The organism is Micromonospora sp. NPDC005254, assembly GCF_042872525.1.
Lineage (GTDB): Bacteria > Actinomycetota > Actinomycetes > Mycobacteriales > Micromonosporaceae > Micromonospora.
In genome coordinates, this window is record NZ_JBIAKM010000012.1 from 1 (window position 1) to 16,500 (window position 16,500).

A 16,500-nucleotide genomic window follows, 5' to 3' on the forward strand; every position below is an offset into this window, starting at 1 on the left:
GCCGCTTCTTCCCCATGCTCTCCATGATGATGGACATCCTCCCGGAGACCCCAGGTCCCCTGTTCTCGGATGTCCGTCAAAACGGGGCAGGCCCAATACCGGGCCGGGATGAGCAAGGCCGAAGCGCGGCGGCGCATCGTCGCAACCTTGGCGGCGAGGCTGTTTGCAGATAAGCAGCTGCAGATGGTTCGTGATGTGCGAAGCGAGGTTGGTAGCAACACGATGGAGTTGGACAGCGCGATGGTGACGCTCACCGAGCAGCAGCTCGGGCAGGGCGTCCAGTTGATGCTTGAAGCGACGCCGTCGTTGCTTTGCGAGCAGTCGTTGAGCGACCTGCGGAATATTCTTGAGACGTAGCTGGCGCCGGAACGGCAACTGAAGGCGACTCGTAGGAGTCGGATCTCGAGTTGGCTTCGCTGATTCCGACTGACGCGCAGGCGCTGATTTGCTTTGTGTCGGCGGTCGTGTGGTGGGGTCAGCGCTGAAATGACTTGCTGAGGCCGGACACCATGGTGAACCGCCCCTGCTGGTAAAGACCGCGAGGCCGCGTGGGCGGTCAAAGCCCGCCTGCTGAACGTCGCCAAGCTAGTAACGCAGCAAGACGCACTCGCTATCTTAAGCCAGAGGAGAGGCGCTGGCTCATCACCTCCAGCGCCTCTCCTGGGCCGGACCGCCGTGATATCTCACAACCGTCTCACGGACGGTTTGGCAAGGGCCGATAGGGCCTGACGTGACACGCACTTCCAACCGGTCATTTACCTGCGGGTCCGACACGAACCGGAACCGTCCGGCAGCCGCTGGTAGACCTGCCTGGGGGTCAAGGGGTCGTCGGTTCGAATCCGGCCGTCCCGACGCATCTGACCAGGGGATATGCCGACGGAGGCATATCCCCTGTGGTTGTTTCAGGGCTGTGTTGTCGCGCTGCTGTCGCATCCACGCACGGATCTTGCAGTGGCGCTCAGGCGGCTCGGGCGTCGGCCGCGTCGAGGGCCGCGCAGGTGGCGCTCACGCCGTCGGCGGCGGCGTCGCGGGTGAGGTGGCCGTAGATGTCGATGGTGGTGGCCACGTTCTTGTGGCGCAGCGTCTTGGACACCACGGCGATGGGCACCCCTTGGTTGATCATGATCGTGGCGGCGATGTGTCGCAGGTCGTGTACCCGAATTGCCGGAAGCCCGGCGTCGGCGGTGAGGTGGCGCAGGTGGTCGAGCACGTACTGCGGCCGTAGGGGTTGGCCATCGGGTCTGGCGAACACGAGGTCGAGATTGTCGTGATGGCGGGCGGTCGCCTGTTGCCGGCATTGGCTGCGGCGTTGCCGCTGCACGCGTCGACGGCGCGGGTGGACAGGGCGACCCAGGCCCGGCTGCCGTGGGTCTTGGGCGCGTTCAACATGCTGCGGCTGTTGTCGACGCTGACCAACGTCCAGCGCACGAATAGTGCCCGCGCATCAAGGTCCACATCGGCCCAGTGCAGGCCCAGAGTCTCGCCTTTGCGCATCCCGGTGCAGACCATCAACTCGAAGAGGTCCGCGAGCGGATCCTCAACGGCGTGGCAGTGCCGCAGGAACGCGCTTGTCTGGCTGGTGCTCCAGCAGGTGAGCTCGGTTTCCGGCGGTCGGGGGATCATGGCGAAACGGGCGGCGTTGTGGGGCAGCCGGTGGTTGCGGCGGGCGTCGTTGAGCGCGCTCGACAGGGTCGTCACGCAGCGGCGCAGGGTGACCGGGCCGCGGCCGGCGGCGAGCTCACGCTGGATGAACTGGGTGACGTGGTCGTGGGTGAGCCGCTCCAAGGGCACGGCGCCGAGCGCGGGGATGAGGTCGTTGTGGATGTAGGCGGTGTAGCGGTTCACGGTGTTCGTCTTGAGGGCCGGGGACTTGGTCTCAAGCCAGCAGGTGAGGTAGCTGGCCACCGTCTCGCTGTCGTCGAGGCTGACACCGGCGCGCTCGCACTCAAGCACATGGGAGTGGGCCGCCGAGGCCGCCGCCTTGGTGGCGAAACCGGTACGGCGCATGGTGCTGCGCTTGTTCAGGCTCGGCAGGTCGACGGCGAACGCCCAGCCGCCGTGCCGCGCCTTGGACAGCTTGGGGCACCGGGGGCCGAGTAGTCGGCCGGTGCTGTCACGACAGGCGCAGCAGCGGTAGACGCGGCCCCGGTTCGGGTTCTGTCTCATGACGTCCTCCTCGGTAGAGGTGAGCTTCTGCCACCTCTACCGTTGCCCCGTTCGGCTGCGACAGCATCGCGACAACCCCGTATGTCCTGCCTGCATGTGACGGTCCTACTTGTCGATCCGTCAAGGATGCGCACTCCCCCTGGCGTGCACGAGTGCCGGGGGAGGAAGTGGTGGGCGATCTGACTCCCGAGCGAGGTTGGATCGATGACGTCCGTGTCACCGAGCACCACCCCGCAGCATCCCCAACCGGGTTGTTGCCCGACCCTGGCCCCGCGCCGAGCAGCACGGCATCTGTCAGCCGTCCATCGCTGCGACGAGCCGCCGGAGGCCGGCGTGTTCTCGGCGGGTCTCGTGGGTGATCCATTCCTTGCCTTCGGCAGCGATGCCCTCTAGCACGTGCAGGGTGCGATCGAGGCCCGAGGCGTCGAGGGAGACCTGGGAGGCGATGCGGTCGTCGTCGCCGAGTTCCGGCATTCCTGGCCATTCACCAGTGATCGTCAGCTCGTCCCGTGGGTTGTTCGTCAGGGTAAGGGAGAGTTTCTTCTCGCCGTTGCGGGCATCGACGACGTGCGCCGCTACGACCGAGTTGTACTGGTAGGTGAGACGCTGCTGATCGCCGAGTTCCATGGTTTCGAAGTCGAGGGTGACCGTGACCTGGCGGACGCCGTCCTTGGTGAGCAGGAAGAGGAGGAGTTTGTATCGGGAGTAGCGCCAGGGTCCCTTGCTGACCCGGGCACGCTTGCACCCGGGCACGGGCGCCTCGATGAAGGCGTGCGCTATGACATCCTGCGGGGCCACGCGGTAGTGCCGCAGCGTGTCCTCGACCAGGATCTTGCGGTCGCAGTCGAGCCATTGCGCCATCTGCGCGTCGGTCGGCTTCGATTCCAACTTGCGTACCCACCTGTCGTACGCCGCGCACCGGTCCTCGTAGTCGCGCCGGACCCGTTCTATGTCGTCTCGGTAGCGGTGGCCCTCGAGAAGGATCGCGAGCCAGCCCTGGATGGCGAGCCGGGCCCCGGCCACGATTCCGGCTGTCGCGATCACCGTCGTGAACGGCGCCTCGACGAGGGCCTGCCACAGCAGCAGCGGCCCGGAAATCACCAGGGCGAACACCGCGGTGCCGAAGGCGGTCCGCGTTGAGGATGGCACTCGGGAGTCCTCGGGATCTGCGGTCAGTTCACCGCTGTGCCATTGCCGTTTGACGTCGCTGGCGAGGAATCTCACGAGCCAGGCGACGCGCTTGGCGTCGACCGATTCTTCCCGGTATAGCTCGACCAGCTCGTTACGGAGGGTCTGCCGGATGCCCGCCGTCTCCGCCAGCCACGTCTCCCGGGCTATGTCCGCCGGCAGGTAACGCCCGAAGTAGCGGTCGAACAAGGAGTCCATCGCTGAGGCGAACCGGTCGGACTGCGTGGGAGCGCGCCGGGATGTGAAGGTGAGACGCTGGCGGGCTACCTGGCGTCGATGTCGAGCGAGCCTGATCGTGAATCCGGCCCGGACCGCGACGACGACGGCTCCAAGAGCCGCCATCAGGTAGCCGGCGGAGCGAAGCCACGAGTGGGCCCAGGCGTGCTGGACCACCGCAAGGCCCGTGACGAGGAGCAGTGCCGAACCGCCGAGGGCGCGTAGATAGTCCGCCGCGTTGGTGCGGATCGGGTGCGGTGGAACCGGCCGGGGAGGAATCGGCTTGGGCTGGAAGAACTTCCAGACCCGCTCCACCCGGTCGTTGGCCGTCCTGTTCCGCCGGGCGGTCGCGAATGTCTTCCGCCAGGTCCAGTCCTGGTGGGGGCCAGCCAGGAAGACCTCGAGGTGGTTGAGGATGCTTTCCTGCAGGGGCGGGTTGAGCGATTCGAACTCCTTGACCACCAGACCGATGGCGGCCGGGTCGGGAGTCTCCGCCGTGGTCTGCGGCAGCGAGTCCAGCAGCGAGCCGACGGCGTTGACGCCCCGAGCCCAGGGATCCTCGGAGTGCTGCGCCGCCCATCGGCGGACGTGTGCCAGTTGCGCGAGTTCCTGGTCCGTCAGGCTCTGCAGGGTACGGCCGCTCAACAGTGCGAGCGCCAGATAGAAGTAGGCGCGTGAGTTCCGGTAGCCCCGGGTGATCGCTTTCCTGATTAGCTCTCTCGCCTCGGGTGGGGCGCTGATCTCCAGGTAGCGGAGGCCGACCTCGAACTGCCGCTCCGGCGGGTCGGCGTCGCTGACGTGGTAGCCGCCCTCGATGTGAACCTCCTGGGCCTGGAAGCCCACCCGGGCGTTGCCGTCCGCGACGTTGGTGAACGTCTTCTCCTGCGGTCCGGCGCTCATGCGAGATCCCGCAGAGCCGCCATGAGCCCCGCGACCCGTGTGGCCAGGTCCGTCCAGTCCAGCAGCAGGCCACGCAGCTTCCGCAGAGCTGTAGTCGCGCGGCTGCGTGCCTCGTCGTCGGCCGGGGGCACGTCGGCGGCGGCGGCGTCCATTTCCTGCTCCGCCGCGCGGTAGGTGACCGCGTCCACGTCGCCTGCCTCATGACACTTACGGAGCGAGGCGCGCAGGTCTGCGAGCTGGTCGTGGAATGTCTCCCCGCCCGCACCGCCCGGCGCGCCGTAGACGGTCGCGTGGTGAACGGTGTGTGCTTGAAATCCGACGTGAGCGTTGCCCTTGGCGACGTTCCTGACGGAGCCGGACATCGACGCATCACCTGCTTCCTTCCGAGGATGGCGAGGGGAGGGGCCATGCTGCGCCCCGAGTTCCTGGGCGAGCGCGAGGGCGAAGGCCGCGGCGTTGGCAGCGGCACGCGGCTGCCAGTTTTCGCCGTCGGTGTGGACCTTGGTCCCGTCGGCACGGTCGCTGATGCCACGGACGACGACGGCCGGCAGAGAGCGGTTTAGGTGGGCGGCCTGGGCGACCCCGGCCGACTCCATCTCCACCGCCAACGCATCGTTGTAGTGGTCACGGAGGCGCGTCGCCTCGGGCGAGGACGCCGAGTCGAGGACTACCTCCCCGGCGGCGATCGGGCCGAACCGCACCTGGGGGACTCCGCCGGCGAGGCCCCGCGCCCAGCCTCGCTCTCGCTCAAGATGCCGGGCGAGCTGATCACAGGCATGGGGGATCTCCCACACGCGAGGCCGGGTGCGGAAAGCGTCGCTCTCGCTGGTGCCGCCGTGATAGGCGTACACGTGGGTGGCCACCACGACGTCGCCGAGGCCGACGGAGGGCCAGAGCGCCCCGGCCACGCCGGCGAAGATGACCGCTTCCGGGTCGAACTCGGTCATGGCGCGCTCGGCGATGACGGCGGAGGGGTGGTTGCCCTTGCCGACAAGGCCGAGAATGATCTCACAGGAGCCTCCGGTCACGGTGCCACGCTCGAAGCGCGTGCCCATCGGATGTACGTGCGGTTCGACTTCCGTGAGACGTTCGCGGACTGCGTTGTACTCGAGGTCCAGTGCGGTGAGCACGACTACGGGTTTAGTCATCTCTCGTCTCCTCCGGCTGCGACGGTCGGGACCGTGCGGATCATGGGCGGGTAGAGGTTCCGGCGCGGACCAGCGCGGTAGACGCGGGCCGGGCGGCCGGTGCCCGTGGCGCGGGGCGGACCGGCGGGGACTACAAAGCCCTTCGTGCCTTGGACCTTGCGGTAGAAGTTGCGGGGATCGAGCGGGGTGCCCCAGACGGCCTCATAGACCTGCTGCAGCTCTGTGAGGGTGAAGACCTCCGGGCAGAAGGCAGTCGCCAAGCCTGTGTGCTCCAGCTTGGAGCGGGCACGCTCCACCCCGTCGACGACGATGCGCAAGTGGTCGAAGGCGAGCGGTACCCGCGCGGCCAGTACATCGTCGACCGGCGTCCACTCAGCGGCTGCGGCGTCGGTTCCAAAGACGGGCTCGGGAAGGCGCGGCACGACAGCGAGGTGGGCGACGGAGACCACGCGTCCACGAGGGTCACGGTCGGGATCGCCGTATGTACCGAGCTGCTCCAGGTGCGGGATGTCGGTGAGCCCCGCCTCTTCCCGCAGCTCCCGACGGGCGGCGCTGAGGATGTCCTCGCGCTCATCGGCGAGGAACCCACCAGGCAGCGCTGCCCGCCCGATGAACGGCTCGATACCGCGCCGCACGAGAAGCAGGCTCAGACGACCACCGCGCAGGGTGAGGATCACAAGGTCGACGGCGAGCAGGATCAGGGGTGGTTCCCAGGTGTCTTCGGGCACTGCTCGACCATAGCTTTTTGTCGATACGACAAAAAGGGGTCGGTCCTGTCGTGAGGCCGACACTTCAAGTAGTGTCTCGATCACCAAGAGGTGCCATAAGTGAGGTGGTACCGCCATACGTGGTGGCGGTGGGATAAGGCTGGCTGAATGCGCCGCATGGCTGGGTAGCCATCTTCACGGATTCGGCGTAGCGCCTTACCACTTGCCGTGGATGGTCAGGGCTGGCACCATGCCGGTCATGATCGAAAGAATCGAGTCCTCCGTCCGCCGGTGAGCGTGACGACCGAGCCTGGATCGCTCGGACCCCAGATCGCCCTGTTCGAATACGCACTGCGACTGCATCAGCAAGATCCGGACTCGCCCCTGCCGCGTGATGGCGAGCCCTACCCGGACGACGAACGCCACCGCTACCGGCGGCAGCGCCCGCAGACCCGGAAAGATCAGCGCCTCCGCGGGGTCGACGTTGCCGCCATCCTCGACGTGCACTTCGGCAAGGCAGATGCGCCACCGAGCGAACTCGCCGACGCGTTCTGCGAGGTTGACGTGCCGATCCATCACAACGAGCACATCGCGGCGGCGGCGCTGCGCGCGCATCGGCAGCGGGTGCGGCAGACCGGCCGGTGGCTGGTGCGGCACAGCCCCGATCGATGCTCAACCACTGTTGGGCTGGCACTGCTCGCTACCGATTGGGCGGAGGAGGACATCCCGCTCATCCAAACCATCGGCCTGCTGTCGCATAGGTTCGGGCCGTTGGCCGCCGAGGCGCTGCGACGTCGGCGAGGAGGCGAAGAGGCGTTGTTGTGGCTGGCCCAGCGTGTTGCCGGTTGGGGACGGGTCTACGTCATCGAGGCGCTCTGCCAGCAGGGGGCATACGCCTCGCGTCGGTGGCTGCTGCGCCACGCCTGCGACGGCGACTACCTCAACGGCTACTTCGCCGGCCGCGTCGCCACTGCAGCTCACCTGCACGAAGCGATCACCGGGACTGAGACCGACGATGACCTGGTCGACCACACCGGTCGACTATTGAAGATAATGGCGGGCTGCGGTGGCATGGGCATGACCCTCGAGCACTATCCGCCGGCGCCCCATGTCCTCGCCGCGCACGTAGCTTGCCTCGACCGGCAGACACCGACCCTGAACAGGTACGTCGACGCCGCGATCATCACCGACCATCTGGCGAACAAGACTCCGCAGCAATCCGGATGCACGCAAGAACAGCGGGATCACCTCGTCCGGCAGTACCTGGCCGTGCTTGATCGACAGAACTGGTGTGACGCCGTTCGCGCCGGACATGATGCGGACAACGACTTCTTCGCCTGGTTCGCCAGCAACCCTGCGGCACGGCTGCATCTGCGAGCGTTCACTGAGATGACGGATAACGATCGATGAACGAGCGTTCGGTGGGGGAGGGTCGCTGGTGCCGTTCTCTAGCGCTTCTCCGCCGCCGGGCCGCCCGTGAAATCTCACGACCGTCTCACGGACGGCCCGCGACGGGCCGGTAGAGCCCGGCCTGCCTCGGACCGTCTCCTGCCGATGAGCTGAGTATTCGGCAGGAGACGGTATGGTCCGGCACCCGCCGGTAGACCTGCTAGTTCACTGGGGGTCAAGGGGTCGTCGGTTCGAATCCGGCCGTCCCGACCGGTTGACCTGGGGAGATGAAGATCATCCCAGGTGACGGCGGTAACATTCGGTAACGGATGATCTTTGTTGACGGTGACGGCGTGGATGGTTGGCCGTTGACGTGCCTGCTGCACAACGCTCTGACCTGCTGCTTCGTCTGCGTCCTGGATGGGGCGGCAGTTTTGCTCTTGATTGCGCGTCAAGCGCTGCAGATGTTGCCAGCTGTCGCTACGTCGGGCGTCTCGACGAGCCAGGAGGCGAGGCAGGATCGTCGGGGCTCCCCGCTCCTGGTCTCCCTGTAAGTCGATCGCGGAAAGGCGAAGCAACCTGCCAGCGCGTCGGCGGAGAGGTCGACGCCGGCTTGGCTCGGGCGGCTACCTCCTGGGCAGTTCGATGATGCCGTGTCGGCTTGGTCGAGGATGGGCGGCTGTACAGCGGTGTGGCCAGGCCCCGTCGGTAGTGGCGGAGTTCGACGTAGACCGTGTAGCCCGTGATCCAGGTGTCCTGGAGGACAGCGGACCGTCCAGTACTGCACAGCCGGCGCAGCACCGTCAGCGTCCGTTCGATGGCCGCCGCCGTTGCTGTACAGGAGTAGCCCTTACTCGAAGGTCCCGGCTGGCCGGGGTGTTCCCTGCGGCTGCGCCGGCACTTGGTACAGGTGCAGGCGCACCTGAGACGGGAGCGACACCCGGCCAGGCCGTGGTAAGAGGTTAGGATCCCTGGCCTCGATGGCCATTGACGTATGACCAATCCTGGTTGCATCCGGAGGCGGCCGCTCCGGCCGACACGATCTCCCCGTAAGGCCAAGCCGTGGGCGCAGGTGGTGGTGACCAGTCACGATGCGTCTTGGGCCGGCCGAAGATCAGGCTTCTCCGTTAGGTGCCCTCGGCGGGATGATGATGCGTAGGTGCAGGCCTTGCGGGGCCGGACAGCCGAAGACTCGAGCGCGTTGGTCGAGCAGGTCGCGGAGCCGCTGGCTGCGCAGGGTCGACTGAACCAACTGCCGCAACCGGTCGCCGATCCGGTCCAGCCGGCTGTCTCGTTCCAGTTTCGTCATCAGTGCTCGCACCCTCTCCAACTTCGCGGTAGGAGCGGTCGCAAACCGGGCGACGGGCACGTAGCGGGGCACCGGCAAGACCAATACCTTCAGTTCTTTATAGGTGGGCCGCAGGACCATTCGGGGCCGAGATGGCATGACGCGTCGGCGTTCGCAGTACCGACCGTGCGGAAGGGTCGCCCGTCGTCGTCGATGACGTAGATCCCGCTGCGGCCTTCCGACGTCCACCGCAGCCTGATCCGCCAGGAACAGTCGCAACGCGAGGTGCCCGCGTCGACCTCGAACGACTCGGGATCGGTGCGGGACACCTGGTAGGGGAATCGGATGGGCCGGCGTTCCGCCTGTGGAGCGGCGCGCCCGCCTCCGACTCGTTGAATTGCGCAGTTAGCCGGGGTGGGACGGCGTCGAGGTCGACGTGCACCCAGCGGTACGCCACACCAGAGCCGCAGACCCAACTGACGTGAGTGCCGTGCGGCGCGGCCTCCCGGCGGACGACGTCAATATCCATGCCGAGCAGCGTCACCACCGCGTCCGATCGGCCCTGCACGGTGAAGGTGACCCGGACCGTACCGACGGGACCCCGTGTACGAGGTGTTGCTCGGCAGACTCCGGGCCGCAGGCCAGTTGGACATGTCGCGGGCGGTGATCGACGGCTCCCACATCCGGGCGCTCAAGGGCGGCCCAAAACCGGTCCGAGCCCGGTCGACCGCCGCAAGCCAGGCTCGAAACACCACGTCATCACCGACGCGGGCGGCATCCCCCTCGCCACGGCGCTGACCGGCGGCAACCGCCACGACGTCACCCAACTCATGCCCCTGGTCGACAAGGTCCCCCGCATCAAGGATCCGCGGCCGGCCCCGGCAGCGACCCGACCGCATCTACGCCGATCGCGGCTACGACTACGACTGCTACCGCCGCGACCTCCGGGCCAAGGGCATTACCCCGGTCATCGCCCGACGCGGCACCGGCCACGGCTCCGGACTCGGCACCCGACGTTGGGTCGTCGAACAGACCATCGCCCTGCTGCACTAGTTCCGCCGCCTGCGCATCCGCTGGGAGATCCGCGACGACATCCACGAAGCGTTCCTCACCCTCGCCTGCGCCATCATCTGCTGGCGTCGACTCCAACGCTCAAAGAGTTAGGAGCTCTAAGGGGTCACTCGGCTGCTCGAGAACCGCCGCCAGATCATCGCTCCGGCTCGTACGGTGTTCACGAGCCCGACATGGCCAGCGCTGGCTCCTACGGGCGACTGTTGGTCCCGTAGGCCAGGCAGGGAATGCTCTTGATGCAGTCCACCACGAATCCCTGGGTCGGCGTCTGGTTGACTGCAAGGTAAGCGGTGTAGCTGTTCGCCCAGTTGGCTCCGCACCCCAGCGTGACCTTCACGTCCGACCATCCTCCGTTGATGCCGAACCCGTACCACTGACCGTAGGTCCAGGGCTTGACCCATCGCGCCCATCCCGACTGTCCGGTCGCGGGGCTACTGAACCATAATCCTTGGGATGCCTGGCCGACTGGGCAACGGGCATCCACGTAGACGCCGGTAGCCCATGAGCCCGCTTCGGCGGGTGTCGCACCTGCCCCCAGCGTCGTCATCATTGCGAGCCCCAATGATGTGCCGATGAGGGCGAGCCGACGGGTCAGCCTGCCCCGTGCCGGTCGTGCGAGTACGGCCCCGATGCCGTTTCGGTAGTTCATCTGTCCTCCTCAGGCCTCCGTGACGTCGGGGCAACTGTCGGCCCCAGATGACAGTGGCACGGGCAAGGCAGCCGTGGCGCGAGCGGGGAAATGCCAGTACAACGTCGGACAGAGCCTCGTCGAGGAGAACGTCGGCGGGCAGACCTAGGCACCGGTGGAAAGTGCCCGCGAGCTTGCCGCGCAGACCGGTAGACCAGTCAGTCGGCGAACCGACAGATCGGCCGATGATGGAGCCCCAACGGTGACGGCATGGATGGCGAACCTTCCGGCCACCGTGGTGACAGTGACCTCGCCAGCATTCAAAGCCGGTCCGACTTCCGACGCGAACTCAGACTTGTCCTGAACGTGCGGGCATGACGGTTCGAGATGTGGCCAGCCGTTTGGGTGCCTCACACCGCGCTCGGTGGTTACTTCACGGGGACCCACCTCTCTCCGGTCAAGTCTGGCGCCCTGCTACCCGGGATCCTTGGGGCGTATGGCGTCACCGACCGTGTCGTAATCGAGCACTGGATCCAGGCGATGACGCGGGTAGGTCGCGCTGCGGCCCGCGGCCGGAGCGCGCCCGGACGCCGTATCGCGGCCTGGCGAGCCGTCCTTTGTGTGGCCGGTGGATGTTGAAGTGATCGACTTACTCGCCGATCACGGTCAGCGCGTGGCGCTCGTTGTAGATCGATAATCTCGCTGGTCCCCAATGCGTCGGGAGGACGCCGCACGCCCTTTCAGCACGGGGGTTGGTACGGCAGCGAGGGCACATACCGAGACCATTCGCTAGGAGTGAGACGATCACCGGTCACCTTGCACACCTCGTCCGAGCCGGCCGCCATGTCGGTGTTCCACAGCCAGACCGTCGCTGTCCGGCCCGCGGCGGCCAGAGTGTGGCCGTCCCGGGCGAAGGCGATTGCGTAGAGCGCCTTCTCCGGAACGACCAGGGTTGCGGTCACCGAAGGATGGAAGGGGTCGCTGGTGTTCCACAGCCACACCGTGCCGTCGGTGGCGGCGCCGGCTAGCGTACGGCCGTCGGGGGCGAACGACAGCGCGTACACGTAGTTGGCCGGTCCTTCGAGAACTGGGCCGACGCGACGGGGACGGGCCGGGTTCGTCACGTCGTAAAGGCGGGCGCTGTGGTCGCCGCTGCCCATGGCCAGCAGGTGGCCGTCCGGGCTGAACGCCAGCGCCAGCACGTAGTGGTCGGAACCGCGCAGCGGCGAGCCGAGCGGCACCGGGCGGTCGGGGTCGCGGACGTCGATCAACTGGGCGGTCTTGTCGACACTGCCGGCGGCCAGGACCGACCCGTCGGGACTGAACCGCACGGTGTAGACGTATGACTTGAAGGTCGCCGCCGTGTTCCGCAGGACGGGCCGGGCCGGGTCCGCCACGTTCCACAGCTTGACCAGGTTGTCGTCGCTGCCGGTGGCTAGGGTGCGGCCGTCCGGGCTGAATGCCAGCGACTCGATGAGCAGGCCGTGGGCCGATATGGGCTTGCCGTACGGTCTCGGCCGTCGCGGATCGCCGACGTCATACAACTGGACGGTCCCGTCTCGGTGGCCGACCGCCAGCACGCGGCCATCGGGGCTGTACCCCAGGGCCCCGGCGGCACCACGCGCCGGCAGCGGAGCACCCAGCCGCTCGTAAGTGCGCGGGTCGAAGAAGGTCACGTCGCCGCCGGCAACCGCGAGGACCGCGCCGTCCGGCCTGAAAGCCACGCCGTTGATGACGTCGGGCAGGCCCCGAAGAACCGGGCCGGGCAGCCGCCACAGCCGCACCACGCCGTCGGCCGCGCTCGTAAGGACCCGCTCTCCGGTGAACGTGACCGCGGTCACCGGCCCAGGGTGGGTTAGCCGGGCGACCACCGCCCGCCGGCTCAGGTCCCAGACCTGGGCGGTGCCGTCCGAGCTGGCCACCGCGAGCTGGCGGGAGTCGGTGGAGAAGGCCACCCCGTTGATCCAACTGTCCACGCTGGCCAAAGGAGCGCCAGCGGGCGGCAGCGGGCCGGCTCCGGTGCGCCGCCACAGGTAGACCCGCTTGTCGGCGCTTCCGGCGGCGAGGGTGTTGCCGTCCGGGCTGTACGCTACGGAGAACACCTTGCCGGTCGGCCCGGTTAGCGTGGCACTTCGGGGGGTGGGCCGGGCCGGATTGCCGATGTCCCAGAGTCGTACCGACCCGTCCGCCAGCCCTGCCGCGATCTCGCCGCCGCCCGGGCGAAACGCGACCGCCTGGACGAAGCCGCCGAGGCCGGTGACCGTGGCGATCGCGCGGAAGCTGCCTACGTCGTAGAGGTGCAGGCTGTTGCCGCCGTCGCCAGCCGCGAGCAGCCGGCCATCGGGGCTGAATGCCACCGAATAGACCAGGGCGGACGGGCCATCCAGGGTGGCCACAGGGTGCGGAGCGGCCGGATCGGTGGTGTCCCAAACCCGGATCAGCTTGTCGCCGCTTCCGGCCGCGAGCAGCTTGCCGTCGGGGCTGAACGCCGTACTGTAGACGACGTCGGTGGGTCCGGTCAGGGGAGCGCCGATCGGCCGGGGTTTGCCCTGGTCGGACAGGTCCCACAACCGGACGGTTGTGTCGGCGTTTCCAGCTGCCACCAGCTTGCGGCCCGGGTTGTAGCTTACCGACTGCATCACGCCGCGACCGCCGAGCATTCGGGTGGCGGCGACAGTGGCGGAGGCGTCGATCAGGCTCGCTCGCGCCTCCGGGGTGTCGCCGATCCGTTTCGCGACCAGGCTTAGCTGCGCGGCTAGCGCCACGTCGGTTTCGCGTACCCGATCGGCCCGGGTCGCCACCAGGCGGGAGATTGCAAGATTGCGCTGGGTCTCTGCCGTGTGCCGCTGCTGCACCGCCACGATGCCGGCCGCCATTGCAACGACCAGCAGGACGACCAGCGTGACGAGCACCTGGTAGAGATGGACCGTTCGCTGCCGTTCCCGGCGGATCCCGGCCCGCACGAACTCGGTGACCAACGGGCCGGCCGTATTTCCGGAGGCCAACCAGTCCCGCGCGGCAGCCAGACGGGCGCCCTGGTAGAGCGCAGCCGGATCGCGTTGTTCGCGTTTCCAGATGTCGGCGGCTTCCGCAAGCCGGCGGGCCATCACGAGGCTGGCCCGGTCTGCCTCGATCCATTCGCGCAGGCGAGGCCAGGCGTGCAGCAGCGCCTCGTGGCTGAGCCCGATCGTGTCGTGCTCAACGGTGATCAGCCGGCGCTCGATGAATTTGTCCAGCACCGCGGCCTGCGGTGTGCCGACCCTTTCCAGCTCGTCGGTGGGCGCCCGACGGCGGGTGTCCGGCCCATTGTCGGATACCTGTACCAGGCTGAGGAAGAGGCGCCGGGCGATCTCCTGCTCGTCCGGGTCGAGTTCGTCGTAGAGGTTGTCAGCGGTACGCGAGACTGCGCCATGGAGGCCGCCGGCGGCCCGATAATCCGCTACGGTCAACCGGCGGCCGTGGCCCAGCTCGTAGGTGGCCAGCAGGACGTGGGATAGCAGTGGCAGCGAGCCGACCTCGTGCACGCCCTCGCCGCTGGCTGGCGCGAGGTCGCGAAGCAGCAGCTCGACGAGGCCGTCCTCGACGTCGATCCGGCTGGCGCGCGCCGGCTCGACGATTGCCCGGCGCAGGCCGTTCGCCGTCATCGGCGGGACGATCACCTGCGCCTTGTCTAGCGCGTCCGCGAGTATGGGTACGCGCAGCGCCGCAGTGTAGAAGTCGGCGCGCAACCCGAGCACCACCCGTACGCCGCGGATTTCGCAGAGCGCGCCGATGAACGCCGCCCGCTCCTGCGGGTCGGTGCAGAGCGTGAAGGCCTCCTCGAACTGGTCAACGATCAGGACTCCGGCCTCTGGTAGGACGAGTCCTTGCATCGGGTGCGGGCCGGGCGTGAGCAACCGGACAGCCTCGCCGTCTCTCTGCATGCCGGCCACCACGCCGGCCCGCAGCACCGAGCTCTTTCCCGCTCCAGACGCGCCGACCACGATCAGCGGCGACGGACCGTCGGTCTGCCGCAGGCACTGAAGCACGGACGCGGTGAGCTCCTCCCGGCCGAAGAACCGGTCGGCGTCCTCCGGCTGAAAGCTCGCCAGCCCTTGGTAGGGCACGGGGGTGGTGGCGGGCCGTGGTCCCGGCGCCCGGCGGATCCGGTTCAGTGTTGCCACCCACGCCGTCATTTCGTCGGGGCCGGTCACTCCGCACGCGGTGAGCAGCCGGGGCATCACGTCCGCCGGCTTGAGGGGCGGCAGATGCCGACCGCCGAAATAGCCGCCGACCGTGCTGACGGGCAGCTTGCTGATCTTGGCGACGTCCCGGACGGTGCGCCCGCTGCGCTCGCGCAGCGCGGTCAGCGCCGCGGCGAACTCTTCCTTGGTGTTGATCGCCTCCAGTGCCCGCGGAATCAGGGGATCGACCAGCATGCCGCCTCCGTCCGTGTGATTACCCGGCGTGTCGGCGAGTGTACGAACTTGTACGGGTAACCGAATCCCTCTGGCGACTGCAACCCCTGACCCGATTCTCTATGGACATGGTGCTTCGCCCCACTCTCACGCCGTCCTGAGAGGAAACTGGCATGGACCTTGTTGACGCCCGGCTCTCTGAAGCATTGGAGAGCCGGCTTGGTGAGATCGCCCGGACGTCCGGGCCGGCACTGACAGCCGTGTTGACCCCGGTGTTGCAGCGGCGCGGCAAGCGGATGCGGCCCCGGCTGCTGCTAGCGCTCGCCGGCGACCGGGCGGGCCCGGCGGCGCTCACCTGCGCCGCCGGGGTGGAATTGCTGCACCAGAGCTCGCTCATCCACGATGACCTGATGGATCGGGCGTCGCTGCGCGGCGGGACACCCGCAGTGCACGCCGTGCATGGTTCCGCGATGGCCGTGGTAGCGGGCGACTTCCTGGTCGCGGCCGGGTTGGAAGCGCTGGCGTCGGTGGACGGACGGCACGCGACTGCCGGTCTGCAGGCGTACACCGACATGTGCCGCGGTCAGGCGCTGGAGACCGCGAGCCGGTACCGGCTCCTCGAGGTGGACGAACACCTCGGCGTCGTTGCCGGCAAGACCGGAGCGCTGATCCGCGGCGCGTGCACGATCGGCGCGCGGCTAGCAGGGCTGGACCCTGCCCGGGTCGCCAAGGCCGGCCGGTTCGGGCTCGCCCTCGGGGTGCTCTACCAGCTCGTGGACGACCTGCTCGACCTGTGCGGCACCCCCGCGCAGGCCGGCAAGCCGGTCGGCCAGGATCTCGCCAACGGCGTCTATACATTGCCGGCGCTGCTCGCCGCCCGCCTGCACGGCCGTGCCTTCACCGAGCAGCTCGGCCGGGGCGCGGCCGGCCTCGCCGCAGCTCGCGACATGGCCGCCCACGGGGACATCCTTGCCGAAGCCACCCGGTACGCCCGGCGCTACGCCACGACGGCCGAGCGCAGCGCCGGTGCGCTGCCGCCCGGTCCGGTCCGGGACTGGTTGGCGAAACTGCCGGATCGGCTCCTCGACCGGGCAATGGCCGGACCGGTCGCCGCGCAGGCGGCACGATGATCGCGCGACTGGCCTTGGCGGTCCTCGGCGCACCGGCAGCCGTGAGGCGGGCGCGGGCCAACGCGGTCCGCACGATGGCCGCGTTCGATCTGACGGCACGACCCATGATCGGCGACGCGGCACTGGCCTCGGTGCTGGCGTCGTGGAGCGTCAAGGGCGCGCACCTGATCGCGGCGTGGTGCCGCCTGGCCGGACTGCCGTTCCCGGCCGGATCCGCGGTGCTCGGCTGCTGCTTCGCCCGGATCTACGACGACGTGCTCGACGACCGCGCG

10 protein-coding genes and 2 pseudogenes are annotated in these 16,500 nt (G+C 68.2%); 4 read left to right on the forward strand and 8 right to left on the reverse strand.

Annotated features, from left to right (window positions below):
• Positions 1-108 precede the first annotated feature (108 nt).
• Positions 109-357, forward strand: coding sequence for a hypothetical protein (locus ACFYPR_RS29345; RefSeq protein WP_387263679.1), 249 nt, complete (start codon positions 109-111; stop codon positions 355-357).
• A 601-nt stretch (positions 358-958) separates the two neighbouring features.
• Here the strand turns inward: ACFYPR_RS29345 and ACFYPR_RS29350 are convergent.
• The 5 genes and pseudogenes from ACFYPR_RS29350 to ACFYPR_RS29370 form a co-directional block, all read right to left on the reverse strand.
• Positions 959-1,321 (reverse strand): tyrosine-type recombinase/integrase, encoded by a 363-nt coding sequence (locus tag ACFYPR_RS29350; RefSeq protein ID WP_354859413.1) that lies wholly within the window; start codon positions 1,319-1,321, stop codon positions 959-961.
• Positions 1,322-1,752: 431 nt separating this feature from the next.
• Positions 1,753-2,166, reverse strand: a pseudogene (locus ACFYPR_RS29355) (hypothetical protein); the annotation flags it as partial.
• Positions 2,167-2,460: 294 nt separating this feature from the next.
• Complete coding sequence (locus tag ACFYPR_RS29360; RefSeq protein WP_354859415.1) at positions 2,461-4,470, reverse strand: hypothetical protein; 2,010 nt, start codon at positions 4,468-4,470, stop codon at positions 2,461-2,463.
• On the reverse strand, positions 4,467-5,618 hold the full coding sequence (locus tag ACFYPR_RS29365) for a 5'-methylthioadenosine/S-adenosylhomocysteine nucleosidase (RefSeq protein ID WP_354859417.1): 1,152 nt from the start codon (positions 5,616-5,618) through the stop codon (positions 4,467-4,469). Before ACFYPR_RS29365 ends, ACFYPR_RS29360 begins: the two co-directional genes overlap by 4 nt.
• A complete protein-coding gene (locus tag ACFYPR_RS29370) occupies positions 5,615-6,346 on the reverse strand; it encodes an NUDIX domain-containing protein (RefSeq protein ID WP_354859420.1) in 732 nt (243 codons plus the stop codon). The genes ACFYPR_RS29365 and ACFYPR_RS29370 overlap by 4 nt, the downstream gene beginning before the upstream one ends.
• 270 nt (positions 6,347-6,616) lie before the next feature.
• Here ACFYPR_RS29370 and ACFYPR_RS29375 point away from each other — a divergent pair, with 270 nt between their 5' ends.
• Positions 6,617-7,735: a hypothetical protein gene (locus ACFYPR_RS29375; RefSeq protein ID WP_387263684.1), complete on the forward strand. Its 1,119-nt coding sequence runs from the start codon at positions 6,617-6,619 to the stop codon at positions 7,733-7,735.
• Between the two features lie 1,093 nt (positions 7,736-8,828).
• On the opposite strand, the gene ACFYPR_RS29380 is transcribed toward ACFYPR_RS29375, so the two are convergent.
• Positions 8,829-9,023 (reverse strand): hypothetical protein, encoded by a 195-nt coding sequence (locus ACFYPR_RS29380; protein ID WP_354859424.1) that lies wholly within the window; start codon positions 9,021-9,023, stop codon positions 8,829-8,831.
• A 582-nt stretch (positions 9,024-9,605) separates the two neighbouring features.
• Between ACFYPR_RS29380 and ACFYPR_RS29385 the strand changes: the two are divergent.
• A pseudogene (locus tag ACFYPR_RS29385) lies at positions 9,606-10,166 on the forward strand (IS5 family transposase); the annotation flags it as partial.
• Between the two features lie 97 nt (positions 10,167-10,263).
• On the opposite strand, the gene ACFYPR_RS29390 reads toward ACFYPR_RS29385, so the two are convergent.
• Together ACFYPR_RS29390 and ACFYPR_RS29395 are read right to left on the reverse strand one after the other, a co-directional pair.
• A complete protein-coding gene (locus ACFYPR_RS29390; RefSeq protein ID WP_387263687.1) occupies positions 10,264-10,722 on the reverse strand; it encodes a hypothetical protein in 459 nt (152 codons plus the stop codon).
• Between the two features lie 719 nt (positions 10,723-11,441).
• Positions 11,442-15,119 (reverse strand): helix-turn-helix domain-containing protein, encoded by a 3,678-nt coding sequence (locus ACFYPR_RS29395; protein ID WP_387263690.1) that lies wholly within the window; start codon positions 15,117-15,119, stop codon positions 11,442-11,444.
• A gap of 152 nt (positions 15,120-15,271) precedes the next feature.
• Here ACFYPR_RS29395 and ACFYPR_RS29400 point away from each other — a divergent pair, with 152 nt between their 5' ends.
• Complete coding sequence (locus ACFYPR_RS29400; protein ID WP_387263692.1) at positions 15,272-16,228, forward strand: polyprenyl synthetase family protein; 957 nt, start codon at positions 15,272-15,274, stop codon at positions 16,226-16,228.
• Positions 16,229-16,500: the final 272 nt, after the last annotated feature.

Excerpts from the sequence above, each read along its gene's own strand:
- ACFYPR_RS29345 (WP_387263679.1), top strand. The coding sequence starts at position 109 with ATGAGCAAGGCCGAAGCGCGGCGGCGCATCGTCGCAACCTTGGCGGCG.
- ACFYPR_RS29360 (WP_354859415.1), bottom strand. The coding sequence starts at position 4,470 with ATGAGCGCCGGACCGCAGGAGAAGACGTTCACCAACGTCGCGGACGGC.
- ACFYPR_RS29365 (WP_354859417.1), bottom strand. The coding sequence starts at position 5,618 with ATGACTAAACCCGTAGTCGTGCTCACCGCACTGGACCTCGAGTACAAC.
- ACFYPR_RS29380 (WP_354859424.1), bottom strand. The coding sequence starts at position 9,023 with ATGACGAAACTGGAACGAGACAGCCGGCTGGACCGGATCGGCGACCGG.
- ACFYPR_RS29390 (WP_387263687.1), bottom strand. The coding sequence starts at position 10,722 with ATGAACTACCGAAACGGCATCGGGGCCGTACTCGCACGACCGGCACGG.
- ACFYPR_RS29395 (WP_387263690.1), bottom strand. The coding sequence starts at position 15,119 with ATGCTGGTCGATCCCCTGATTCCGCGGGCACTGGAGGCGATCAACACC.
- ACFYPR_RS29400 (WP_387263692.1), top strand. The coding sequence starts at position 15,272 with ATGGACCTTGTTGACGCCCGGCTCTCTGAAGCATTGGAGAGCCGGCTT.